Source organism: Acetobacter sp. ESL1128, assembly GCF_058505085.1.
In genome coordinates, this window is record NZ_CP196369.1 from 621,850 (window position 1) to 643,014 (window position 21,165).

At 61.4% G+C, this 21,165-nt stretch carries 17 protein-coding genes; 5 read left to right on the plus strand and 12 right to left on the minus strand.

The window, feature by feature from the left end:
• Positions 1 to 41 precede the first annotated feature (41 nt).
• The 3 genes from ACSYTG_RS02975 to ACSYTG_RS02985 all read right to left on the minus strand — a co-directional run bounded on the left by ACSYTG_RS02975 (position 42) and on the right by ACSYTG_RS02985 (position 4,747).
• Positions 42 to 665, minus strand: coding sequence for an SCO family protein (locus ACSYTG_RS02975; protein WP_086646611.1), 624 nt, complete (start codon positions 663 to 665; stop codon positions 42 to 44).
• Positions 666 to 668: 3 nt separating this feature from the next.
• On the minus strand, positions 669 to 3,485 hold the full coding sequence (gene polA, locus ACSYTG_RS02980; protein ID WP_489783748.1) for a DNA polymerase I: 2,817 nt from the start codon (positions 3,483 to 3,485) through the stop codon (positions 669 to 671).
• A 158-nt stretch (positions 3,486 to 3,643) separates the two neighbouring features.
• Positions 3,644 to 4,747: a branched-chain amino acid aminotransferase gene (locus tag ACSYTG_RS02985; RefSeq protein ID WP_253527775.1), complete on the minus strand. Its 1,104-nt coding sequence runs from the start codon at positions 4,745 to 4,747 to the stop codon at positions 3,644 to 3,646.
• Between the two features lie 264 nt (positions 4,748 to 5,011).
• Here ACSYTG_RS02985 and ACSYTG_RS02990 point away from each other — a divergent pair, with 264 nt between their 5' ends.
• Positions 5,012 to 6,478, plus strand: coding sequence for a protein adenylyltransferase SelO (locus ACSYTG_RS02990; RefSeq protein WP_489783747.1), 1,467 nt, complete (start codon positions 5,012 to 5,014; stop codon positions 6,476 to 6,478).
• A 6-nt stretch (positions 6,479 to 6,484) separates the two neighbouring features.
• Here the strand turns inward: ACSYTG_RS02990 and ACSYTG_RS02995 are convergent, their stop codons facing one another.
• Together ACSYTG_RS02995 and ACSYTG_RS03000 are read right to left on the minus strand one after the other, a co-directional pair.
• Positions 6,485 to 7,279: an ABC transporter ATP-binding protein gene (locus ACSYTG_RS02995; protein ID WP_489783746.1), complete on the minus strand. Its 795-nt coding sequence runs from the start codon at positions 7,277 to 7,279 to the stop codon at positions 6,485 to 6,487.
• Positions 7,276 to 8,325: a FecCD family ABC transporter permease gene (locus ACSYTG_RS03000; RefSeq protein WP_489783745.1), complete on the minus strand. Its 1,050-nt coding sequence runs from the start codon at positions 8,323 to 8,325 to the stop codon at positions 7,276 to 7,278. The genes ACSYTG_RS02995 and ACSYTG_RS03000 overlap by 4 nt, the downstream gene beginning before the upstream one ends.
• A 251-nt stretch (positions 8,326 to 8,576) precedes the next feature.
• Between ACSYTG_RS03000 and ACSYTG_RS03005 the strand changes: the two genes are divergently transcribed.
• Both ACSYTG_RS03005 and rpoH read left to right on the plus strand, forming a co-directional pair.
• A complete protein-coding gene (locus ACSYTG_RS03005; RefSeq protein ID WP_233129144.1) occupies positions 8,577 to 9,530 on the plus strand; it encodes an RluA family pseudouridine synthase in 954 nt (317 codons plus the stop codon).
• Positions 9,531 to 9,849: 319 nt separating this feature from the next.
• The gene (rpoH, locus tag ACSYTG_RS03010) at positions 9,850 to 10,734 is read left to right on the plus strand and encodes an RNA polymerase sigma factor RpoH (RefSeq protein WP_086646617.1); all 885 of its coding nucleotides are present in this window, start codon (positions 9,850 to 9,852) and stop codon (positions 10,732 to 10,734) included.
• 30 nt (positions 10,735 to 10,764) lie between these two features.
• On the opposite strand, the gene recJ is transcribed toward rpoH, so the two are convergent.
• The 5 genes from recJ to ACSYTG_RS03035 all read right to left on the minus strand — a co-directional run bounded on the left by recJ (position 10,765) and on the right by ACSYTG_RS03035 (position 17,409).
• Complete coding sequence (gene recJ / locus ACSYTG_RS03015; protein WP_489783744.1) at positions 10,765 to 12,600, minus strand: single-stranded-DNA-specific exonuclease RecJ; 1,836 nt, start codon at positions 12,598 to 12,600, stop codon at positions 10,765 to 10,767.
• Between the two features lie 18 nt (positions 12,601 to 12,618).
• On the minus strand, positions 12,619 to 13,617 hold the full coding sequence (gene glpX / locus ACSYTG_RS03020; RefSeq protein WP_086646619.1) for a class II fructose-bisphosphatase: 999 nt from the start codon (positions 13,615 to 13,617) through the stop codon (positions 12,619 to 12,621).
• 54 nt (positions 13,618 to 13,671) lie between these two features.
• Positions 13,672 to 14,985, minus strand: coding sequence for a homoserine dehydrogenase (locus tag ACSYTG_RS03025; RefSeq protein ID WP_253527785.1), 1,314 nt, complete (start codon positions 14,983 to 14,985; stop codon positions 13,672 to 13,674).
• Positions 14,982 to 16,217 (minus strand): LL-diaminopimelate aminotransferase, encoded by a 1,236-nt coding sequence (locus tag ACSYTG_RS03030; RefSeq protein ID WP_086646621.1) that lies wholly within the window; start codon positions 16,215 to 16,217, stop codon positions 14,982 to 14,984. Before ACSYTG_RS03030 ends, ACSYTG_RS03025 begins: the two co-directional genes overlap by 4 nt.
• A 166-nt stretch (positions 16,218 to 16,383) precedes the next feature.
• On the minus strand, positions 16,384 to 17,409 hold the full coding sequence (locus ACSYTG_RS03035) for an OmpA family protein (protein ID WP_472231153.1): 1,026 nt from the start codon (positions 17,407 to 17,409) through the stop codon (positions 16,384 to 16,386).
• 127 nt (positions 17,410 to 17,536) lie between these two features.
• On the opposite strand from ACSYTG_RS03035, the gene ACSYTG_RS03040 reads away from it, so the two are divergent.
• Together ACSYTG_RS03040 and ACSYTG_RS03045 are read left to right on the plus strand one after the other, a co-directional pair.
• A complete protein-coding gene (locus ACSYTG_RS03040; protein WP_179290106.1) occupies positions 17,537 to 18,220 on the plus strand; it encodes an ATP-dependent Clp protease proteolytic subunit in 684 nt (227 codons plus the stop codon).
• Between the two features lie 130 nt (positions 18,221 to 18,350).
• On the plus strand, positions 18,351 to 19,364 hold the full coding sequence (locus tag ACSYTG_RS03045; RefSeq protein ID WP_489783743.1) for a ferritin-like domain-containing protein: 1,014 nt from the start codon (positions 18,351 to 18,353) through the stop codon (positions 19,362 to 19,364).
• A gap of 231 nt (positions 19,365 to 19,595) precedes the next feature.
• Here ACSYTG_RS03045 and ACSYTG_RS03050 read toward each other — a convergent pair whose 3' ends face one another.
• Both ACSYTG_RS03050 and ACSYTG_RS03055 read right to left on the minus strand, forming a co-directional pair.
• The gene (locus ACSYTG_RS03050) at positions 19,596 to 19,952 is read right to left on the minus strand and encodes a zinc ribbon domain-containing protein YjdM (protein WP_086646683.1); all 357 of its coding nucleotides are present in this window, start codon (positions 19,950 to 19,952) and stop codon (positions 19,596 to 19,598) included.
• A 126-nt stretch (positions 19,953 to 20,078) separates the two neighbouring features.
• Complete coding sequence (locus ACSYTG_RS03055; protein WP_489783742.1) at positions 20,079 to 21,026, minus strand: DMT family transporter; 948 nt, start codon at positions 21,024 to 21,026, stop codon at positions 20,079 to 20,081.
• Positions 21,027 to 21,165 lie beyond the last annotated feature (139 nt).

Genomic DNA, 21,165 nt, shown 5'->3' on the forward strand with positions numbered 1-21,165 from the left:
CTGCAGGAACACATAACAGAAGTTAAGGCGGGGGAGCCTGATCAGGGGGCGGGAGCATCCGCCGCCATGATCTGGCGCAGGCTTGCGGCCATACTGGCTTTGTCAGCCTGTGCATCTATGGTGCCCCGGTAGCGTGTCTGCGGGTCCATAACCACAAACTGGGGGGACATGCGCATGGCGTAATCCCATTCCGGGTCAGTCATTTTTTCAACGGGTGCATGGTATTCCTTGGCCAGATCAGCCAGAGCAAAGGGGGCTGCCGTGCCAGCCACCACGCGGGGGCTTATGGTCTCGCCGTACTGGCGCAGGCGCTGGGCGTCATCCCGGTCGGGGTCCAGACTGACAAAAATAATAACCATCTTGCGTTTGCCCGGATCAACCTCATCCATGGCGGCAGACATGGCCTGTAGGGCAGGGGTGCATGCGTCCTGCCCGCAATGGGTTGCCCCGAACAGCACCAGCATCCACCGGCCCTGAAAGCTCTTGTCCGTCATGGTGCCGGTTGTGGCGTCCATCAGGCGGAAGGAGCCCCCAACGGGGTTGCCGTAGGAGTTAAGGGTAATGCTGTGCTTGAGTGCCAGCTCGGTGGCCAGCAAGCTGCCCACCCCGGCAAGGGCCAGAATACCCACACTGATCAGGGTAATGCGTTTTCCTGCTGGTGTCATGGGTTAGTGTGCCTCCGCCCAGTTCTGGGCAATGCCTGTTTCTACCACCAGCGGCACTTTGAGCTGTGCTGCTGCTTCCATAATGGCCTTGGCTTTTTGCGCCACGGCACTGGCCTGCTCTGCATCCACTTCAAACAGCAGTTCGTCATGGACCTGTAGCAACATGCGTGCGCTGTCCAGCCCTGTGGCTTTCAGGGCTTCGGGCAGGCGCACCATGGCGCGTTTGATAATGTCCGCAGCACCACCCTGAAGGGGGGCGTTAATGGCCTGTCGCTCCGCATACTGGCGGCGAACGGCACTTTTCTCATGAATGCCCGGTACATAGCAGCGCCTGCCAAACGGGGTCATGACATAGCCGTTGGCGCGGGCTTCGGCCTTGACCTGCTCCATGTAATCCCGGATGCCGGGGTAACGGGCAAAATAGGCATCTATGTAGCTTTTGGCCTCCCCTGCAGGAATACCAAGCTGCTTGCCCAGCCCAAAGGCGGAAATGCCGTAAATAATCCCAAAGTTAATGGCCTTGGCGCGGCGGCGGGTCAGGGCATCCATGCCTTCGAGCGGGATGTTGAACACTTCGGAGGCTGTACGGGCGTGAATGTCCTGCCCCAGCTCAAAGGCTTCACGCAGGGTGGGGATGTTGGCCACATCGGCCAGCAGCCGCAGCTCGATCTGGGAATAGTCGGCCGAGATCAGCTTGCGCCCTGCCGGAGCCACAAATGCCTGACGGATGCGCGTACCTTCCTCCGTGCGGACAGGAATGTTCTGGAGGTTCGGGTCGGAGGAGGACAGGCGGCCCGTGGTGGTAATGGCCATCTGGAACGAGGTATGGACCCGGCTTTCCTTGCTGGTCAGCTTGAGCAGGGCATCCGTGTAGGTGGATTTGAGCTTGGCAAGCTGCCGCCACTCCAGCACGCGCACCGGCAGGTCGTGGCCCTGATCGGCCAGGTCCTGCAATACGGAGGAATCCGTACTCCACGCCCCCGCCTTGCCGCGCTTGCCGCCCTTGAGCCCCATTTCATCAAACAGGATTTCACCAAGCTGGCGGGGGGAGGCAATATTGAACTCCCTGCCAGCCGCGGCATAAATGCCCTGTTCCATGTTTTTCATGCGGCTTTCAAAATCGGCGGAAAGGCGGGTCAGTTCCGCGCGGTCCACTGCAATGCCGTTTTTTTCCATGGTGGCAAGCACCTGCACCAGCGGGCGTTCCACCTGCTCGTACAGGGCCAGTGCCTTGTTGGTGCGCAAGGTGGGGTGCAGCACATGCCACAGGCGCAGGGTTACGTCTGCATCCTCGGCAGCGTAGGTGGTGGCTTTTTCTACCGGTACCTTGGCAAAGGGAATACGGTTGCGGCCCGTGCCGGTTACGCTGTCATACGTTATGGGCGTGTGGTTGAGGTGCAGGGCAGACAACTCATCCATGCCCTGCCCATGCAGCCCGGCAGACTGGCTGTAGGAGATCAGCATTGTGTCATCCACCGGCGCAATGCTGGTGTGGTCTATGCCTGCGTGGTCCAGTACCAGCAGGTCGAACTTAGCGTTCTGGAAGACCTTGAGAACACTTTTGTCCTCCAGCAGCGGGCGTAGCAGCTCCAGTGCCTGTGTGGCGTCAAGCTGTTCGCCGGTCAGGGCTTCCAGCGTGCCCTCGTGCCGCACGGGCACGTAACAGGCTTTGCCGGGTGCGGTGGCAAGGGAAAAGCCGAGCATGTTGGCAGCCAGCGGGTCCAGCCCGTCGGTTTCCGTATCCACGGCGCATACACCTGCATCCTGCGCCATGCTGACCCATTTTTGCAGGGCCTCGGCGGTACGCACGGTTTCGTACTCCGCATAGGGTGCGCTCAGCAGGTCGGCGGGGCCGCTGGATTGGGCCGGGGCGGCCGGGGCCGGGTTGGGGGTGTCCTGCCCGTTTGCGCTGGCATGGGCGGAGGCACGGGCTGCGCGGTGGGCATGTGCCCCAGCCGGGCTGCCCATACCCATGCGGGACATGACGGAGCGGAAGCCCATGCTGTCCAGCCAGTCGGCCAGTGCCAGCTTGTCTGGCTCGCGCGTGGCCAGTTCCTCTACCGGTACGGGCAGGGGCACGTCCGTTGCCAGCGTGACCAGCTGGAGCGAGAGGCGGGCCGCCTGCGCATGTTCGATCAGCATGTCCCGCTTTTTGGATTTTTTCATATCCGGGGCGCTGGCCAGCACGTTTTCCAGCGTACCGAATTCGTTAATCAGGGCCGAGGCCGTTTTGGGGCCAATGCCGGGCACGCCGGGCACGTTATCCGTCGGGTCGCCCATAAGGGCCTGCACATCCACCACTTTTTCGGGCGGGACACCAAACTTGGTTTCCACTTCCGCCGGGCCTATGGGGGTCTGCTTGATGGGGTCAAGCATGCACACGCCTTGCCCCACAAGCTGCATCAGATCCTTGTCGGAGGAAATAATGGTGCAGGTGCCCCCCATTTTGCGCACGGCCACGGCGTAAGAGGCAATCAGGTCGTCTGCCTCCCAGCCCGGCAGTTCTATGCCGGGGACGTTAAAAGCCTGCGTGGCATCCCGGATCAGGCTGAACTGGGGGCGCAGGTCTTCCGGTGGTTCGGGGCGGTGGGCCTTGTACTGGGGGTAAATGTCGGAGCGGAAGGTCTGGCGGCTTGCATCAAACAGCACGGCCAGATGCGTGCCCACATGGTCGCGCAGCAGGCGGGCCAGCATGTTGGTAAAGCCGTACACCGCATTGACCGGCACCCCTTCGGGGCTGGTCATGGGGGGGAGGGCATGAAAAGCGCGGAAAATAAAGCCGCTGCCATCCACAAGAACCAGATGCGGCGTGTTGGTCATGGCTGGGGGAACCGTGTGCAGGGGAGGGCGGGTAAAAAAGCAAGCATGTTCTGGGGATATGCCGCTTGGGCCGGTCTGTCCAGCATCTCTGCCGGAGGTATAGACAAAAACACCCCGGCAGAGACCGGGGTGTTTGAGCAGGGTGCCCTGAGGTGGCCTTACGCTACGGTGCTGATCCAGTTATGTGGGTCAGCCGCGCGGCCAAACTGGATGTCGCACAGCTTCTGGCGCAGCTTTGCCGTGACGTCACCCACCTGATTGTTGTTGATGGTGCAGCTATCCGTCTTGCTCTTGAATGCTCCAATGGGGGACACAACAGCCGCCGTGCCACAGGCAAACACTTCCTTGAGCCTGCCGGATTTGGCATCGGCAAAAAGCTGGTCAAGCGCGTAGCGCTCTTCCTTTACGGTCAGGCCCGCATCGCGCGCCAGTGTCAGCAGGCTGTCACGCGTAATGCCGTGCAGAATGGTGCCGCCTTCCAGCGGGGGGGTCAGCAGGGTGCCGTCTTCAAACACCATCATCACGTTCATGCCGCCCATTTCTTCCAGCCAGCGGCGTTCTTCCGCGTCCAGAAACAGAACCTGCTGGCAGCCGTGGTGCTTGCCTTCCATCTGTGCGGTCAGGCTGGCGGCGTAGTTGCCGCCGCATTTGGCCGTACCCGTGCCCCCGCGGGAGGCGCGCACGGTTTCCGTTTCCACCCAGACCGAAACCGGACCGGCATCCTTGGAGAAGTATTCCCCCGCCGCGCAGGCAATGACAATGAACTTGAACTCGGAGGCAGGCTTGACCCCAAGGGCTGCTTCCGTCGCAATCATGAAGGGGCGGATGTAAAGCGTGCCCACCTCGGGTGCGGGCACCCAGTCCTGGTCGATTTTGACCAGCTGGGTCACCGCTTCCAAAAACAGGTCTTCAGGCAGTTCGGCCATGGCCATGCGCTCGGCCGATTTTTGGAACCGGCGGGCATTGGCTTCGGGGCGGAAGAGCTGCACACCGCCATTGGGGGCGCGGTAGGCCTTCATGCCTTCAAAGATTTCCTGCGCGTAGTGCAGCACGGAGGCAGCGGGGTCGAGCATGAGCGGCTGGCGGGGCAGAATTTCGGCCGAATGCCAGCCCCTGCCTTCCGTATAGGTAACAACAGCCATATGATCGGTAAAAGCGCGGCCAAAACCGGGGTTGGCGACCAGGCTTTCACGCTCGGCGGCGGGGGTGCCATCCGTTTTGCGGGTGATCTTGAAGGCAATGTTGTCGGCTACGGTGGTCATGGTGTTCTCGCGTTTTCCGCGGCGCTGGTGTGGGGACCAGGGGCCTGGTTGCTCCGATATACGGGTTTATTCTGTTGCTTCAGGCACGCCATAAGGCAGCCTGCCGGTGGCCCGGTTGGGCTCTTTCCTATCATGTTCGCCGTGTCTGTGCCAGACAGGTGCAAACCATGGCGTATGTGGTCCGTTCCTGTGTGTTGTGCGGCTGCGGCAGGGCTGGAAGCCCCGCGGCACAGTGCCAAGGCTTTTTTGCAAGGTGGTGTAACAATGCCTCATTCTTCTATCCGGCAGGGTTATGCAACGCTGCCCTCCAGCTTTTATACCCGCACGCAGCCCACCCCGGTTGCCCGGCCTGAACTGATTGCCCTGAACACGGCACTGGCCGCGGAGCTGGGGCTGGATGCAGCATGGCTGACCGGGCCACAGGGCTTGGCCATGCTGGCAGGCAACCAGATGCCACAGGGCATGGACCCGCTGGCAACCGTGTATGCGGGGCACCAGTTTGGCCATTTTTCTCCTCAGTTGGGGGATGGCCGCGCCCTGCTTTTGGGGGAGGTTGAGGACCGCAACGGCCATCTGCGCGAAATTGCACTCAAAGGCTCCGGCCCCACGGCTTATTCACGCAGTGGGGATGGCCGGGCTGCCCTTGGTCCTGTCCTGCGTGAATACCTGCTGAGCGAGAGCATGGCCGCCCTTGGCATCCCCACCACCCGCGCGCTGGCCGCCGTGGCAACGGGGGAGCGCGTTTACCGTGAAACACCCTTGCCCGGTGCCATTGTGGCCCGTGTGGCGCGCAGCCATATCCGCGTTGGTACGTTCCAGTTCTTTGCCGCCCGGCAGGACAGGCACGCCTTGCGCGCGCTGGCCGATTTTGCCATTGCCCGGCTTTACCCGCAGGCAGCACAGGACGCGCAGCCCTATGTGGCGCTGCTACAGGCCGTGGTGGCGGCGCAGGCGGCCCTTGTGGCGCGGTGGATGCTGGTCGGCTTTATTCATGGGGTCATGAACACCGATAACATGGCTATATCGGGGGAAACCATAGATTACGGCCCCTGCGCCTTTATGGACACCTACAACCCGGCCACCGTGTTCAGCTTCATAGATAAGCGTGGCCGTTACGCCTACACCAACCAGCCGACCATAGCCTTGTGGAACCTGACCCGTTTTGCCGAGGCCCTGCTCCCCCTGCTGGCGGAGGAGGACGGGCAGGCCATCAGTCTGGCCCAGCAGGCACTTGGGGCGTTCCATCCGCATTTTCATGCAGCCTATTTTGCTGGCATGTGCGCAAAGCTGGGGCTGGTGGGGGAGGATGAGGGGGATGAAACCCTGTTCAAAACCCTGCTGGACCACATGGAGGCGGAAAAGATGGACATGACCAACACCTTCCGCGCTCTCAGTCATGGCGAGGCTTTGCGCGGCTCCGGCCTGCCGGCCGGGTTGCCTGCCAGTACCAGCCCGTGGCTGGCCCGCTGGCGTGCCCGTGTGGCGCAGCAGGGGAGTGCGGACTATGCCGCCCGTGCCAGCGCCATGCAGCAGGTCAACCCGTGCTATATTCCACGCAACCACAAGGTGGAGGCCATGATTCAGGCCGCCGTAAAACAGCACGATTACACACCGTTCCGGGAAATGCTGAGCGTGCTGGCCACCCCTTATGTGGAGCAGCCGGGCATGGGAGGCTACATAGCACCCCCCACACCTGACGAGGTGGTACCCTATACCTATTGTGGCACCTAAGGGGCGTTACACCACACCTGCGGTGCTGATGAAGCGTTGCCCGTCCCGCCCTGTATCTACCCGTGCATTAATACGGTACACGGTGCGCAGGTGCTCGGGGGTTAAAACTTCCGCCGGAGGGCCGTAGGCCAGAATATGGCCATTGTGCAAAAGGCACGCCAGATCGCATTGGTTGAGTGCGATGTTCAGGTCATGCAGCACAATCAGGGTGACCAGATTGCGCTGTGCGGTCTCACGCCGGATCAGGGCCATAACGGTCTGCTGGTAGTATGGGTCAAGCGCGCTCAGGGGTTCATCCAGCAGCAGGGCGCGGGGTTTGCGGCCAAGGGCCTGTGCCAGCCCTGCAAGCTGGCGCTGCCCGCCGGAGAGTTCATGCAGGCTTTGCGTGGCAAGGTGGGCAATGCCCACATCGGCCAGACAGGCCATGGCGGTGTCTATGTCCGCTGCCGTGCTGGTGTTGCCCTGCCTGCCTGTGGCGTGGCGGGCGGCCAGCATGGCGTCCAGCACGCTCAGGCGTACGGGCTCTGGCAGGGTCTGGGGCAGGTACAGGCAGTGTTGCGCCCGTTGGGCCCGTGGCAGGGGGGTAAGGTCCACCCCATCCAGCATGAGTGTGCCTGTGGCGTGCAGCAGCCCCCCTGTGGCGCGCAGCAGGGTGGATTTGCCGCTGCCATTGGGGCCCAGAACGGCACAGACCGCCCCGTGGGGGAACGGTCCTGCATCCAGTTCGGCCAGTACGGATTTGCGCCCGTACCGCACAGTCAGGTTATGCAGCGTCAGCCCGGCTGGCACGGGGGGCATCATGGCAGCCCTTCCCCACGACGCAGCACAATAACCAGAAAAAACGGTATGCCCACCAGAGCGGTCACAATACCTGTTGGCACCACAACACCGGGCACCAGCATACGCGCAACAAGGGCTGCGAGGGAGAGAATAAACGCCCCGCTCAACAGGCTGGCAGGCAGGTAAAAACGGTGGTCCTCCCCCACAAGGCGGCGGGCAATATGGGGGGCCACCAGCCCGATAAAGCCAATAACCCCCACAAAGGCTACGGCCAGCGCGCATAAAAGGCTTATGCGCAGCAGGGCCGCACGGCGCAGGCGTGGCACATCCACCCCAAGGCTTGCAGCCCGGTCCTCCCCCATACGCAGGGTGGTAAGTGGCCATGCTGCCCGGAGCGAAAATGGCAGGATACAGGCCAGAGCCCCGGCCAGCAGGCCCAGCGTGCCCCATGTTGCGCGGGTCAGGCTACCAAGGGTCCAGAACACCAGATTTTGCAGGGCGTCCTCGTTTGCCACAAACTGCATGAGGGCAACCAATGCCTGAAACGAAAACACAAGTGCCACCCCGCACAGGATAACCGTGCCCGTCCCGCCCTGACGCAGCCGCACCAGCATGTCCAGAATCCATACAGACAGCGCCGCACAGACAAAGGCGCTCCCTGCGGTCAGCCACATGTCGGGCACATGCGCTATGTGCCAGCCCAGCACAATGGCAAGGGACGCGCCAAACGCCCCGGCGGCGGACAGGCCCAGCGTAAACGGGCTGGCCAGCGGGTTGGCCAGAATTGTCTGCATTTCCGCCCCTGCCAGCCCCAGTGCAGCCCCCACGCAGGCCGCCATAAGTGCGTAGGGCAGGCGGATCTGCCAGACAATCAGGCTTGTCTGCTCATCTACCCCGGCAGGGGCAAAAACAGCACGCAGCATGGTTGTGGGGGAAAGTTCGGCAGGCCCCACCGCGCAATCCAGCAGGACAGACAGGGCCAGCGCACCCAAAAGCCCGGCCAGCACAAGGCTGCGGTGGCGCAGGGCGGTCTGGTAGGTGCGGGCAATGGTGGGGTGGTGGGTCATACCCGCACACTATCCTGCCGTATATGGCGCAGGGCAAGGGGGCATGGTGTACGGGCACACCAAAAGGCGTGCAGGCCACGCGGCAGGCTGGGCTGGTGGTTTACATCCTGCGGCTTGACGCACAGCCTGCAAGCAGGCTTTGTACGCGCAATTCCACCCAATAAGCGTGAATGAGACAAACGGGTTTGGCACATACAGTTCCCCCTCAAGGCGAAGCCGCGCCCGGCCTTGCCCCTACCCACGGCACCACACTGGCCTTTACGGTGGATGCCGCACAGGCGGGCGAGCGGGTGGACCGGTTTTTGTCCAACTGCCCCGGAGCCCCTTCGCGCTCACGCATCAAAGGGCTGATCGAGGGCGGGAACCTCCTGTGCAATGGTGTGGTGCTGCGTGAACCCGCCACGCCGGTCCGGGCAGGAATGGTGGTGGTGCTGGACCTGCCCGCCGCAGCCCCTGCCACCCCGCAGGGCGAAGCCATGGATTTTAACATCCTGTATGAAGATGACGACCTGATCGTGCTGGACAAGCCCGCGGGGCTGGTGGTCCACCCCGCACCGGGGAACGAGACGGGTACGCTGGTCAACGGCCTGATCGCCCATTGCGGCAATAGCCTTAAGGGCATTGGCGGGGAGCGCCGCCCCGGCATTGTGCACCGGCTGGATAAGGATACGTCGGGCGTTATGGTGGTTGCCAAAACGGAAAAAGCGCATCTGGCGCTCTCGGATGATTTTGCCGCCCGCCGCATAGACCGTGCCTATCTGGCGTTCTGCTGGGGTGTGCCTACCCCTGCGGAGGGGGATTATGAAGGCGCAATAGGCCGCGACAAGCGGGACCGCAAACGCATGGCGCTGGTTACCCATGGTGGCAAATGGGCCTTGACCCATTACCGCACGCTCAAGGTGTTCAGTGCTTCGGCCGCCCTTGTTGCGTGCAAACTGGCAACGGGCCGCACGCACCAGATCCGGGTGCATTTTTCGGCCAATGGCCACCCCCTTATGGGGGACCCGCTCTACCTGCGGCGCGTGCCTGCTGCGGCCCGTGGTCTGTCCCCGGTGGGCAAAGGGGCTGGGCTGGACTTCCCCCGTCAGGCGCTCCATGCGGCGCGGTTGGGCTTTACCCACCCCAGAACGGGTGAAAACCTGCTGTTTGAAACCCCAATGCCGCCCGACATGCAGGAACTGGAACAGGCCCTGAGCGACTCGTAACGGCGCAGGCCTGCTCCGAGTCCGCATTAAAGGGGACCGCTACGGTCCACTAACTGTGGCAGTTTTGCTACCATCCGCACCTGTTTTCTTGACAGGGTGCATTTTTCAGGCGCACCCTCTTGGTCCATACCGCTCACTTTTCCGTAAAGCGGGAAGGGGCCTTTGGTCTCTGCTGCTCATGCCGAGGGTAGATGCAAGGGCCGTCTAGTTTTCCATCGGGTAATGGGACTCGCCGCTGCAAGTCTGGATGCGCCTGTTAACGGAACAGGAACCAAACGCATCCGTGGGAGTTTCCATCTCAGGAAGGAGTACTCAAATCATGGCTTCCGTCATTGATGTTGGGCCTGAAGGCAATCTTTCAAGGTACCTTCAGGAAATTCGTAAGTATCCCCTGCTCACGCCAGAAGAAGAACTCACCCTTTCACGCAAATGGCGCGATAAGGGAGATGTCAAGGCAGCCCACCGGCTGGTGACATCCCACCTGCGTCTGGTTGCCAAAATTGCCATGGGCTACCGGGGTTATGGTCTGCCGATCAATGAACTGATCAGCGAAGGCAATGTGGGGATGATGCAGGCCGTGCGCCGCTTTGACCCCGAAAAAGGCTTCCGGCTGGCCACTTACGCCATGTGGTGGATCCGCGCTGCCATTCAGGAATACATCCTGCATAGCTGGTCTTTGGTCAAAATGGGCACAACGGCAGCCCAGAAAAAGCTGTTCTTCAACCTGCGCCGCCTTAAAGGGCAGATGCAGGCGATTGATGATGGTGACCTTCAGCCCGAACAGGTCAACAAGATCGCCACAACTCTTGGTGTGTCCGAGCAGGATGTGGTGGACATGAACCGCCGCATGGCTGCACCGGACCACAGCCTGAACGCCCCGCTTAAAACGGACCTGGAAAGCGAATGGCAGGACCGTCTTGTGGACGATCAGGTGAACCAGGAAGAGGTTTACGCCGAAAACGAGGAAATGTCGGGTCGCAAGGCCCTGCTTGCCACAGCACTCGAGACCCTGAACGAGCGTGAACGCCGCATTTTCACCGAACGTCGCCTCAAGGATGACCCGGCAACGCTGGAAGAACTCGCCCACGACTACGGCATTTCCCGCGAGCGGGTGCGCCAGATTGAAGTGCGCGCGTTTGAAAAAGTGCAGGAAGCCATGAAGAAGGAAGTCGCAGCCCGCCGCAACGCCGCACAGGGGGAATAAGCCCCCTGTGCCTGCACAGGGTAGGGCCGTTCAGGCTCGGGCTACGTCCTGCACAAAAAAAGTGGCATCCGTGCGCCCGTTCCAGCTTTCTGCCCGCAGGTAGCCTGCCAGATGCAGGGCGGGGCGGGTTGCATCTTCCAACGCAACGGCGAGCGGGTTGTTATCCGCCTTGAACAGAAGTGCCTTGAGCCTGCTGCCATTGCTGGCGCGGATCAGCACCCGCAGGGTGTTGCTGTCCCGCCCTATGCGGTCGGTGCGGACAATATGCACATTGGGCAGGGCAATAAGTGGTTCGGGGTTGCCTGCGCCAAAGGGGGCCAGAGCTGCCATGTCGGTCGCCAGTTCTGCCGTGGCTCCGGTTACGGCCACAACGGCATCTATGGTCAGGTCCACGGTGGGCGGCAGTTCCGCCGCCTGTGGCAGACGGGTATCGAGAAAAGAGTGGAACTCCGCCAGCTTGTCTGCATGAAGCGAAAAACCCGCAGCCATGGCGTGCCCGCCACCTGTTTTAAGCAGCCCGGCCTGACGTGCGGCAATAATGACCGTACCAAGGTCCAGCCCGGCAACCGAGCGGCCAGAGCCTTTTATGCTCCCGTCCTCCTGCTGCGCGCCAACAAGGGCGGGGCGGTTGAAGCGTTCTTTTATGCGCCCTGCCACAATCCCCACGACACCGGGGTGCCAGTCCTTGCCCGCGAGCAGAATAACACCGTGGCCGGCGTCTTTCTGTTCTGCTGCCTGCTCCATGGCGCGGTCCAGAATATCGGCTTCCACATCCTGCCTGCGGCGGTTGACGGCATCCAGCCGCTCGGCCATCTGCTTTGCTTCATGCACATCCGGGCAGCGGAGCAGGCGCAGGCCAAGTGCGGCTTCGGCTATGCGTCCGCCCGCATTAATGCGCGGCCCCAGCGCAAACCCGCACGAAAACGCATCAGGCGCTTTGCTGACACCCGCAATTTCAAGCAGGGCAGCAACCCCTACACGCTGCCGGGCCGCCATAACCTTTAACCCCTCGGCCACAAACAGGCGGTTGACCCCTTGCAGGGGCATGACGTCACACACCGTGGCCAGCGCAACAAGGTCCAGCAGAGGGCGCAGGTCGGGCTGGGGATGGCTTGCGTTAAAAAAACCGTTCTCGCGCAGGGTGCGTCTGGTCGCAACAGTGGCCAGAAAACTCAGTGCCGCAGCGCAGATATGCCCAAGACCCGATGAGCAGTCCGCCCGGTTGGGGTTAACCGTGGCCAGAATGGCTGGCAGGGCATCTTCCGACTTGTGGTGGTCCAGCACCACCACATCGGCCTTGCCTGCAAGCTGGTTCAGAATATCGGCAGAGGCTGTGCCACAGTCCACACAGACCAGCAGTTTGGCACCCTGGGCCACCAGTGCCTCAAGTGCTGGCAGGTTGGGGCCATACCCTTCGGTCATGCGGTCGGGAATATGGGTGAGAACGGAGCAGCCAAGTTGTTCAAAAAAAGCGGCCAGCACGGCACTGGCGCATGCGCCGTCCACGTCATAATCGCCAAAAATACCTATGGTTTCCCCCGCCTGTACGGCCTGCGCCATGCGGGCGGCGGCTTTGTCCATATCCGTCAGGCAGGACGGGTCGGGCATAAGGGCGCGCAGGGTGGGGGCCAGAAAATGCGGTGCATGCTCGGGGCTGACCCCGCGCATGGCCAGCAGGCGGCCTACAATTTCGGGTATGCCAAGTTGCTGGGCCAGTGCGGCCCCCAGCCGGTTGGTGGTCGGGTTGTCTGCTCCCTCCCGCCAGGACCAGCGTCGTGCGTTCACGCTGTGCTCTACATTGAGCACGGCTGGTGTTGCGGCTGGGGTGGGGGCGTGCGCCCCCTCTGGTGATGCGGTCGAGAGCATGGGGTTAAAAAACGCCTGTTATTGCGGCGTCCATGTTTTGGTTTTGAAGTTGTGGTGCCCTTCAATAAAGCGGGACGTGCCAGATTTGGAACGCATGACCAGCGAGTGCGTCACAGCCTGATGCGGGTACTGCCGCACGCCGCGCAGCAGCGCCCCGGTGGTGACCCCAGTGGCCGAGAACAGCACCGAGCCAGCTGCCATATCATGCAGGTCCAGTTTGCGGTCGGGGTTTTTGCCGGGGTTCATCTTCTGGGCGCGTTCGCGCTGGGCGTTATCTTCAAACAGCAGGCGGCCCTGCATCTGGCCTTCCACGCAGCGCACGGCGGCGGCGGTCAGCACCCCTTCGGGCGCACCGCCGGAGCCGACGTAAATATCGACCTGGCTGCTATCAAGGCAGGCAGCAATGCCACCGGCCACGTCGCCATCGCTCAGCAGGCGCACGCGGGCACCGGCTGCCCGGGCGCGGGCAATCATTTCCTCGTGCCGTTCGCGGTCGAGCGTGCACAGCAGCAGGTCCTGCACGCTTTTGCCTTTGGCTTTGGCAAGGTTCTTCAGGTTGGTTTCAATCGTGTTTTCAAGGTCCACCACACCTGCGGGCAGGTTGGGGCCAACCACAATCTTGTCCATGTACACATCGGGTGCGTGCAGGAAGTTGCCGCGTTCGGCCAGTGCCACCACCGTAATGGCGTTTGGCATGTCCTTTGCGCACAGGTTGGTGCCTTCCAGCGGGTCCACGGCAATATCCATGGCCGGGCCGCCGGAGCCCACTTTCTCGCCAATATAGAGCATGGGCGCTTCGTCCATTTCGCCCTCACCAATGACCACGGTGCCATCAATGGCCACGGTGTCAAAGGCAATGCGCATGGCTTCCACCGCGGCACCGTCTGCATCGTTCTTACGGCCGCGGCCCGTCCAGCGGGCAGAGGCAAGGGCCGCCGCTTCGGTCACGCGCACCAGCTCAAGAGCCAGATTGCGGTCGGAAACAACGAAGGGAGAGGGGCCAATGGAATCAGACATGAGAAAGCGGGATCCTTAATTACACAATTGATCGGGCGGGGCTGGCGGGTTGCTTCAGGCAGCCTCGATCCGGATCACAACTGTGGAGTCTGTCACAACAGTCAAAGCGTCAATCCGGGTGACGGCGTCCTGCATAGCCGCCTCGGATGTCCGATGTGTGACCAGAACAAGGGGAACATAAGGCGTGCTGTCATTTTCCGCCGGGTGCTGGAGCATGCTGCGCAGCGATACGCCACAATCACGCAGGATGGCGGTAATGTCGGCAATAACGCCGGGGCGGTCTTCCACCATCAGGCGTAGGTAGAAGGCACCTTCCCCGCTGGAAATGGGGCAGGCCCGCAGCGGGGGCTGGGCGCTGGTCTGCACGCCCCACACGGCAATGGTGTTGCCACGGGCAATATCCACCAGATCCGCCGTGACCGCACTGGCCGTGGGGCCCGCACCAGCCCCGCGTCCTTCGATCATGATCCGGCCAACAAACTCGCCTTCAGCCACCACAGCGTTAAAGACGCCATCCACCTGTGCCAGCGGAGCCTGCTGGGGCACAAGGCAGGGGGTTACGCGGGCGTGCAGCCCGGCATCGGTCATGCTGGCAAGGCCCAGCAGCTTGATCCGGTAGCCAAGGGCGCGGGCAAAACTCTGGTCCACTGCACCAATGCGGCGGATGCCCTCTACATGCACGCTGTCAAACGCTACGGGCTGACCAAAGGCCAGACCTGCCAGAATGGTCAGTTTGTGGGCTGCGTCCAGCCCGTCCACATCGGTGGAGGGGTCGGCTTCGGCATAGCCGAGGTCCTGCGCATCCTTGAGTACAGTTGCAAAATCCTTGCCCGTCTCGCGCATGACGGTGAGGATGTAGTTGCAGGTGCCGTTAAGAATACCGCCCACGCGCAGCAGGCGGTCCGCTGCCAGCCCTTCGCGCACGGTTTTAATGGCGGGAATACCGCCAGCAACTGCTGCTTCAAACAGCAGGGGGGCGTTGTTGTCAGCACTCAGGCGGGCAAGGGTGGAGCCATGCAGGGCCAGCAGCGCCTTGTTGGCGGTAACCACAGGTTTGCCAGCTTTAAGGGCTGCTTCCACCAGCGTACGGGCGGTGCCTTCTGCCCCGCCAATCAGCTCCACCACCACGTCCACATCGGGGTCGTTTACCAGATCGGCGGCGTTGTCGTACCAGCGCAGGGCGGACACATCCACCCCACGGTCCCGCGTGCGCTCGCGCGCGCTAACGGCCACAACCTCCAGCGGGCGGCCTGCCCGTGCGCTCAGCAGGTCCGCATTGGCCCGCAGCAGTTTGATAACGCCCGCGCCAACCGTGCCGAGCCCGGCAATGCCAAGACGAAGAGGAGAAGAAGAGGAACAGGATGTCACGGTGCAACAGACTCCGGTTTTTGGGCTGGGTTGGAGGAGGGAGGGGCCTTGACGCCGTGGGCGGCCATAAAGCCCTTGATGGAACGCAGGGCCTGCCGCAGGCGGTGGGTGTTTTCCACCAGCCCGATACGGACGTGGTCATCACCATATTCACCAAACCCAAGGCCCGGTGCCACGGCAACGCCGGCTTCTTCAAGCAGGAGTTTGGAGAAGGCAACACTCCCCATCTCGCGGAAAGGTTCGGGAATGGGAGCCCATGCAAACATGGACCCTTCGGGGGAGGGCACGTCCCACCCGGCGGAATGCAGGCCCTTGATCAGCACGTCGCGCCGTTCCTTATACAGGTTGCGCAGGTCGGCCACGCAGTCCTGCGGGCCGTTCAGCGCGGTTACGGCGGCAACCTGAATGGGGGTGAAGGCCCCGTAATCCAGATAGGATTTAATGCGGGTAAGGGCGGAAATCAGCCGTTCGTTGCCTGCGGCAAAACCCACGCGCCAGCCAGCCATGGAGTAGGTCTTGGAGAGCGAGGTAAATTCCACCGCAATGTCACGCGCGCCCGGAACGGCCAGAATGGAAGGGGGAACCAGATCGCCAAAATAGATTTCGGCATAAGCAAGGTCGGACAGAATCCAGATTTCCTCACGCCGGGCAAAGGCGACCAGTTCTTTATAAAAATCCAGATCAGCCAGATACGATGTGGGGTTGGACGGGAAGTTGACAATCAGCGCCGTGGGTTTGGGCACGGAGTGGCGTACGGCGCGCTCAAGTGCGCGCAGCATGTCCTCGTTCGGGGTGGCGGGGATGGAGCGTACGGACGCACCCGCAATAATAAACCCGAACTGGTGAATGGGGTAAGACGGGTTGGGCACCAGAATGGTGTCCCCCGGGCTGGTAATGGCGGAGGCCAGATTGGCCAGCCCTTCCTTGGAGCCAAGGGTAACAATCACTTCGCTGTCGGGGTTGAGTTTGACGTTGAAGCGCCGGTCATAATACCCCGCCACGGCCTTGCGCAGGCCGGGAATGCCACGGCTGACCGAGTAACGGTGCGAGCGTGGGTCGTTCACCGTTTCAATCAGCTTGTTCACAATATGGGGTGGGGTGGGGGTGTCGGGGTTGCCCATGCCAAGGTCAATAATATCCTCGCCCCGTGCGCGCGCTGCTGCCTTGGCCTGATTGACAGAGGCGAAAACATAAGGCGGCAGGCGGCGGATGCGATGGAACTCTTCGGTCATGGACTTTGGGTGCTCTGAAAGGACAGGGAACATGGCCCCTGTAGGATGAAGGGAGTGAGCATAGTAATCGCCAAAATGGAACAGGCAACTCCTCTGGATGCAAAACCGCCGTGCGGGTGCGTTTTTACCGCATGCGGGGCGGAGCAAAAGGGGTGTGTGCGCGGGATCAGGGCGGGGTAACCACCTTTGCCCCTGTGCCAAAGGCATCGCCCCGTACGGTTATGGCGCTGGCGGGAATGCCCCGTTTGGTCAGTTCCACGGCAAGGCGCTGGGCACGCAGCAGCCCAAGGCGTACGGCATCGGCCTGATCCTGCGGGCTCATGGATGCGGCATCACCAAACCCGCGGATGGTCAGGGGGCCGTTTGGCCATTTTTGCACAATCTTGGCTAGTGCCGCGTCCTGCCCGCTGGAAAGCTGGTCGGACTGGGGCACAAAATGGAAGGCCGTTCCTTTTATATCGGTCAGGTCATAGTTGGGGCGCACGGCATCGGGCAGGTTTGCATCCGTTGGCACATCAAAACCGGGAAAGCTGGGGGCCGTGGGCGGGGTTTGAGGTATTTGCGGAATCTGGTCGGGGCGTAATTCGGGAATATCCGCTTTTTTGTGCACCTCGGGCATGGCCACTTCCGCCTCGGCTTCTTCCGGTGCGGGGGAGGAGGCCGTGGTGCCTGCTGGCAGGCTGGATACGGCCGAACGCAGGGGTGCCCGCACGGGCTGGGGGGCGCTGTCGGCTGCGTCCATTACCGCGCCGCTTACGCCTGCGGGCAGGGTCGGCTGGGCCTTTTGCGTACTGGTTCTGCCGCTTGCATTGGGTGGGGGCGGAATGTTGGGGATCATGGTCCCGTTGGCGGCCACGGTCCGGTAGGTCAGGTTGCGGTCGCGGGTCAGCTGTTCGCTTAACAGGGCGCGCGCATCGGGGGAGGGCACTTCGGGCACATCCGTTGGGGTCAGGCCCACTTTGGGGTAGGGGTCGTAGCGCCCGGGTGGTGGGGGGCGCTGCTCGGCAATGGCGCCGCCGCGCATACTGCGTGACCAGTCCAGAGCTGTATCAATAGCATCGCGGTGCTGGCAGGCGCTTAATGTGCCACCCAGTGCAACAAGAGCAGCCATGCTGGCAGCCTGCAAAAAGCGGTCTGGCCGGGGGGCGTTGGTCCGGCTGGTCGGCTTCTGCTCCAGAGGGGGCTGCTGCATGGCGGGGGGAATGCTCCGAAAAACCTGATATAAAATTGCCCCGCACCTTACCCTTTTCCCTCCCCCGTGGCGAGAGAGCGCATGATTGCCCCTTGGCAGGCACGTTCGGGCAGCGCAGGATAAGGGAATGAACACTGCTACGGAACAATGTGCGGAGACAGCAATGACAGGCATCTTCTCCCGTAACGCCATCAGGCTGGACGATGAACCGGAAACCCCGGAAACCCCCGAAAAAGAGGAAGGCAAGGCCTCTGGCGCCCCGCAGGGCGAACTGGAGCACAAGCTGTTCAAGCAGCGTAAGGTGCTTATTTTTGGTGGGATAAACGACAAGGTCGCGCGCGACGTAACCGGCCGCCTGCTGGCACTGGCCGGTGAATCCGACAAGCCGATTGATGTGTACGTCAACTCCCCCGGCGGGCACGTGGAAAGTGGCGACACGATCCATGACATGATCCGCTTTGTCGATTCGATTGCTCCGGTCAACATGATCGGCACGGGCTGGGTGGCTTCTGCTGGCGCGCTTATTTTTGCCGCAGGTCACAAGGACCGCCGATTCTGCCTGCCCAACACGCGCTTTCTGCTGCACCAGCCCATGGGCGGTGTGCGTGGTCCGGCAACCGATATTGATATCGAAGCGCGCGAGATCATTAAAATGCGCGAACGCCTGAACCACCTTTTCGCGCGTGAAACCGGGCAGCCTTACGAAAAAGTCGTCAAGGACACGGACCGCAACTACTGGATGTCCGCAAAAGAAGCGATAGATTACGGTTTAGTGACCAAGATCATTTCTAAGCTGGCTGATCTGCACTAACACGGGGGCGTCGTCGCCATTCCCGGCAATGGGGATGGCGGCATGTTTCAGGTTTATTGGACCTTCCGACGTTCCAGCCAGTCAGGGCCGGTTGCAAAAAGGGGAGGTCCCCAGATAACGGGTTCCTCACATGGGTTCTCTGAGCGATATTTACTCCCATCTGCCGGAAAGTATGGATGACCTTCCTGCACCCCCTAATGCCGAGGCTGTGGCCGAAGCGGATTTCCGCGCGCGGCATTGGCTGAGCCCCATTCGCGGGCCGCTTAAGCCGGGTTCGGAAGAGCATAAGCGCGCACTCGCGGCCATGTTCCGCGATACGTTCAACCCGTACAAGCCATCTGTCATTGACTGGCCCAAGCTGGACCCCGAAACCCTGCACCGCGTAACCTCCCTGCCGATCTGGGATATTGCCGTGCAGACCGAGGGCAAGGCCCGCCTGCGTATGGCCGCTTACGCCAGCCTGGTCACGGATCCTGATGTCAAGGACGCCATCTCACGCAATGCGTGGGAAGAAAACCGGCATAAGGAAGTGCTGTCCAAAATGGTGGCAGCCTACAACATTCCCATGGCCCCCGAGCCCCCGTATGTGGAGCCGAAGGACGTGGAATGGGCCTATCTGGTCACTGGTTTTTCGGAATGCGTGGATAGCTTTTTTGCGTTTGGCATGTTCGAACTGGCCAAGCGTTCGGGCTACTTCCCCGAAGCCCTGACCGACACGTTCGAGCCGATCATGCAGGAAGAATGCCGCCATATCCTGCTCTTTGCCAACTGGCTGGCCTGGTATCGCGCGGTTATGCCGTGGTGGCGTCGCCCGTTCTTTGAGGCAAAGGTGTGGGCTGTTTGGGGCTTTCTGGCCTACGAACGCATGAGCCTTGCCCGCACGGTGGATGATAGCGGGCAGGTCCATACGCAGGACAACAACTTTACCGTAACCGGCACCAAGGAAGTGACCAACATCCAGATCAGCCTGCCGGACTTTATGGACCTGTGTCTGGAAGAAGATGATCGGCGCTTTGCCGGGTATGACCCGCGCCTGCTGCGCCCGACCACAACCCCCGCCATTGCCAAGGTGATCCGCAATGTGGGTCGGGTGTGGGAATTTACATCGGGTATTTTCAAGGCCAACGGTAAAAAAGCCGTCTGAGCTTTTTGCCTGTCGTGGTTTGCATGCAGCCTGCCCTTATGGGGCAGGCTGTTTTGTTTGGGGCATAGGCACAAAACGCAGCCGGATATTGGTTCAGCAAGTGCGTAGGCGCGGCATACTTCTATGCCGCATGGTAAGTCAGAGACCTCATAATAGGTTTGTTTTTTCCAAACCATATGTACTGGCATGGGGCTTTATGTGGCCCATGCCAGTAAGGTCTTGTGCGGGAGTTCAGGATTTTTTTACAAATTCCGACTTCAGGTTCATGGCCCCGATGCCGCTTATTTTGCACGCAATGTTGTGGCCGTCCGTGCCATCGACCAGTTTGATGTTCTTGACCTTGGTGCCGCTTTTAACCACCAGAGAAGACCCTTTTACCTTAAGGTCCTTGGTGACTGTAATGGTGTCCCCATCAGCCAGAACGTTGCCGTTGGCATCATGAATAACGCCAGAACCGCCTGCATCCGCATCCGTTGCACTGGTGGAAAATTCGTTCCATTCGTGTGCACATTCGGGGCAGACCCATAACCCGCCATCCTGATAGATATGTTCACAGCCGCATTGCGGGCATTTGTGTTCGTCGCTCATGGTCATCCCCCCGTGGTTACAATGCGGCGCAACCTAATACATGCGCCCGGTAATAGAAATAGCAGGGGAAAAAGCAGGCTGGCGCTCCCGTTAGCCCAGCAGGCAAAAAGTGGAAGCAGTTGGGGGTTACGCAGCGGCTGCCGGTTTGCGGTGGGCGCGTACGCACAGCAATACGCTCAGCACCACACAGCCAAAGGCCAGTGTTTCCATCCCGCTGGGCAGTCGCTGCTCCCATATGAAACCGTAGCAGAGGGAAAACAGGGTTTCGAACAGAATCATCTGCCCCACCAGTGTTAGCGGGAGGAGCTGGTTCATTCTGTTCCACAGTGCGTTGCCTGCAATGGAAGCCAGCAGGGCAACGCCCGCACTCACCAGTGCAAAGTTGCGCCATTGCTCCAGCCCGTGGGCTGTGCTGTCCAGCAGAAGGGCAAGGGGGAGCAGGACCACATTCTGGGCGCCAGTGGCAAGCCCGGTCAGCAGGTTCCAGTCATGGGCGGAAAAATGCCGTTGGCGCACAAGTGCGCGGCTATTCCCCACGGCATAGAGTGTCCAGGAGCCAAGGGCCGCAACAGCGCAGAGCAACCCCAGAAAAGGCGCACGGGCAACAGAATGTGCATGCGTATGCATGGCCTGCCAGCCAATGCACGCAGCACCGGTCAGGCACAGCAGGATGGAAGGTAAAAGCTGGCGCAGGGGCAGGGCGTCCTTGTCGCGGCTGCCAACCAGTGTCACCAACACAGGCAAAAAGCCGATTACAAGAGTGGTGCTGGTAATGCCCCCGTTTTTGACAGCGCTCGAGAGCAGCACATAATAAGCCGTATTCCCCGCAAAGGAGAGCCAGCTCAGCGTCCACCATGTGCGCAGGCTTACGGTATGGCTGAGCACCTGCCAGCGTGGTGCAACCATAACGGCGGCAAACAGGCCGTACAGCACGTAGCGGCCACAGGCCATTTCCAGTGCGCTGAAGTTGCGGATCAGCTCGGGGGCCAGAAAAACCAGCCCCCACAATGCGCCCGCCCCAACACCGCAGGCAATGCCTTTGCCAAGGTTATGCTGTGTGGCTGGGTGGTGCATGGGGTTGGTCGCCTTGGCCGGGGGTGTGGGGCCATGCGGCCCGGGCAAATGGTGGGGCGCTCGGGTCCGAGCGGGTTAGTGGTGCCTCTTAGCCATAAGTGCGGTTGCGATGCAATTTGTTCGCATGTCCTGCGCCTGC

Coding starts and splice junctions, on each gene's coding strand:
- ACSYTG_RS02975 (WP_086646611.1), bottom strand. CDS start 665: ATGACACCAGCAGGAAAACGCATTACCCTGATCAGTGTGGGTATTCTG.
- polA (WP_489783748.1), bottom strand. CDS start 3,485: ATGACCAACACGCCGCATCTGGTTCTTGTGGATGGCAGCGGCTTTATT.
- ACSYTG_RS02985 (WP_253527775.1), bottom strand. CDS start 4,747: ATGACCACCGTAGCCGACAACATTGCCTTCAAGATCACCCGCAAAACG.
- ACSYTG_RS02990 (WP_489783747.1), top strand. CDS start 5,012: ATGCCTCATTCTTCTATCCGGCAGGGTTATGCAACGCTGCCCTCCAGC.
- ACSYTG_RS02995 (WP_489783746.1), bottom strand. CDS start 7,279: ATGATGCCCCCCGTGCCAGCCGGGCTGACGCTGCATAACCTGACTGTG.
- ACSYTG_RS03000 (WP_489783745.1), bottom strand. CDS start 8,325: ATGACCCACCACCCCACCATTGCCCGCACCTACCAGACCGCCCTGCGC.
- rpoH (WP_086646617.1), top strand. CDS start 9,850: ATGGCTTCCGTCATTGATGTTGGGCCTGAAGGCAATCTTTCAAGGTAC.
- recJ (WP_489783744.1), bottom strand. CDS start 12,600: ATGCTCTCGACCGCATCACCAGAGGGGGCGCACGCCCCCACCCCAGCC.
- glpX (WP_086646619.1), bottom strand. CDS start 13,617: ATGTCTGATTCCATTGGCCCCTCTCCCTTCGTTGTTTCCGACCGCAAT.
- ACSYTG_RS03030 (WP_086646621.1), bottom strand. CDS start 16,217: ATGACCGAAGAGTTCCATCGCATCCGCCGCCTGCCGCCTTATGTTTTC.
- ACSYTG_RS03035 (WP_472231153.1), bottom strand. CDS start 17,409: ATGCAGCAGCCCCCTCTGGAGCAGAAGCCGACCAGCCGGACCAACGCC.
- ACSYTG_RS03040 (WP_179290106.1), top strand. CDS start 17,537: ATGAACACTGCTACGGAACAATGTGCGGAGACAGCAATGACAGGCATC.
- ACSYTG_RS03045 (WP_489783743.1), top strand. CDS start 18,351: ATGGGTTCTCTGAGCGATATTTACTCCCATCTGCCGGAAAGTATGGAT.
- ACSYTG_RS03050 (WP_086646683.1), bottom strand. CDS start 19,952: ATGAGCGACGAACACAAATGCCCGCAATGCGGCTGTGAACATATCTAT.
- ACSYTG_RS03055 (WP_489783742.1), bottom strand. CDS start 21,026: ATGCACCACCCAGCCACACAGCATAACCTTGGCAAAGGCATTGCCTGC.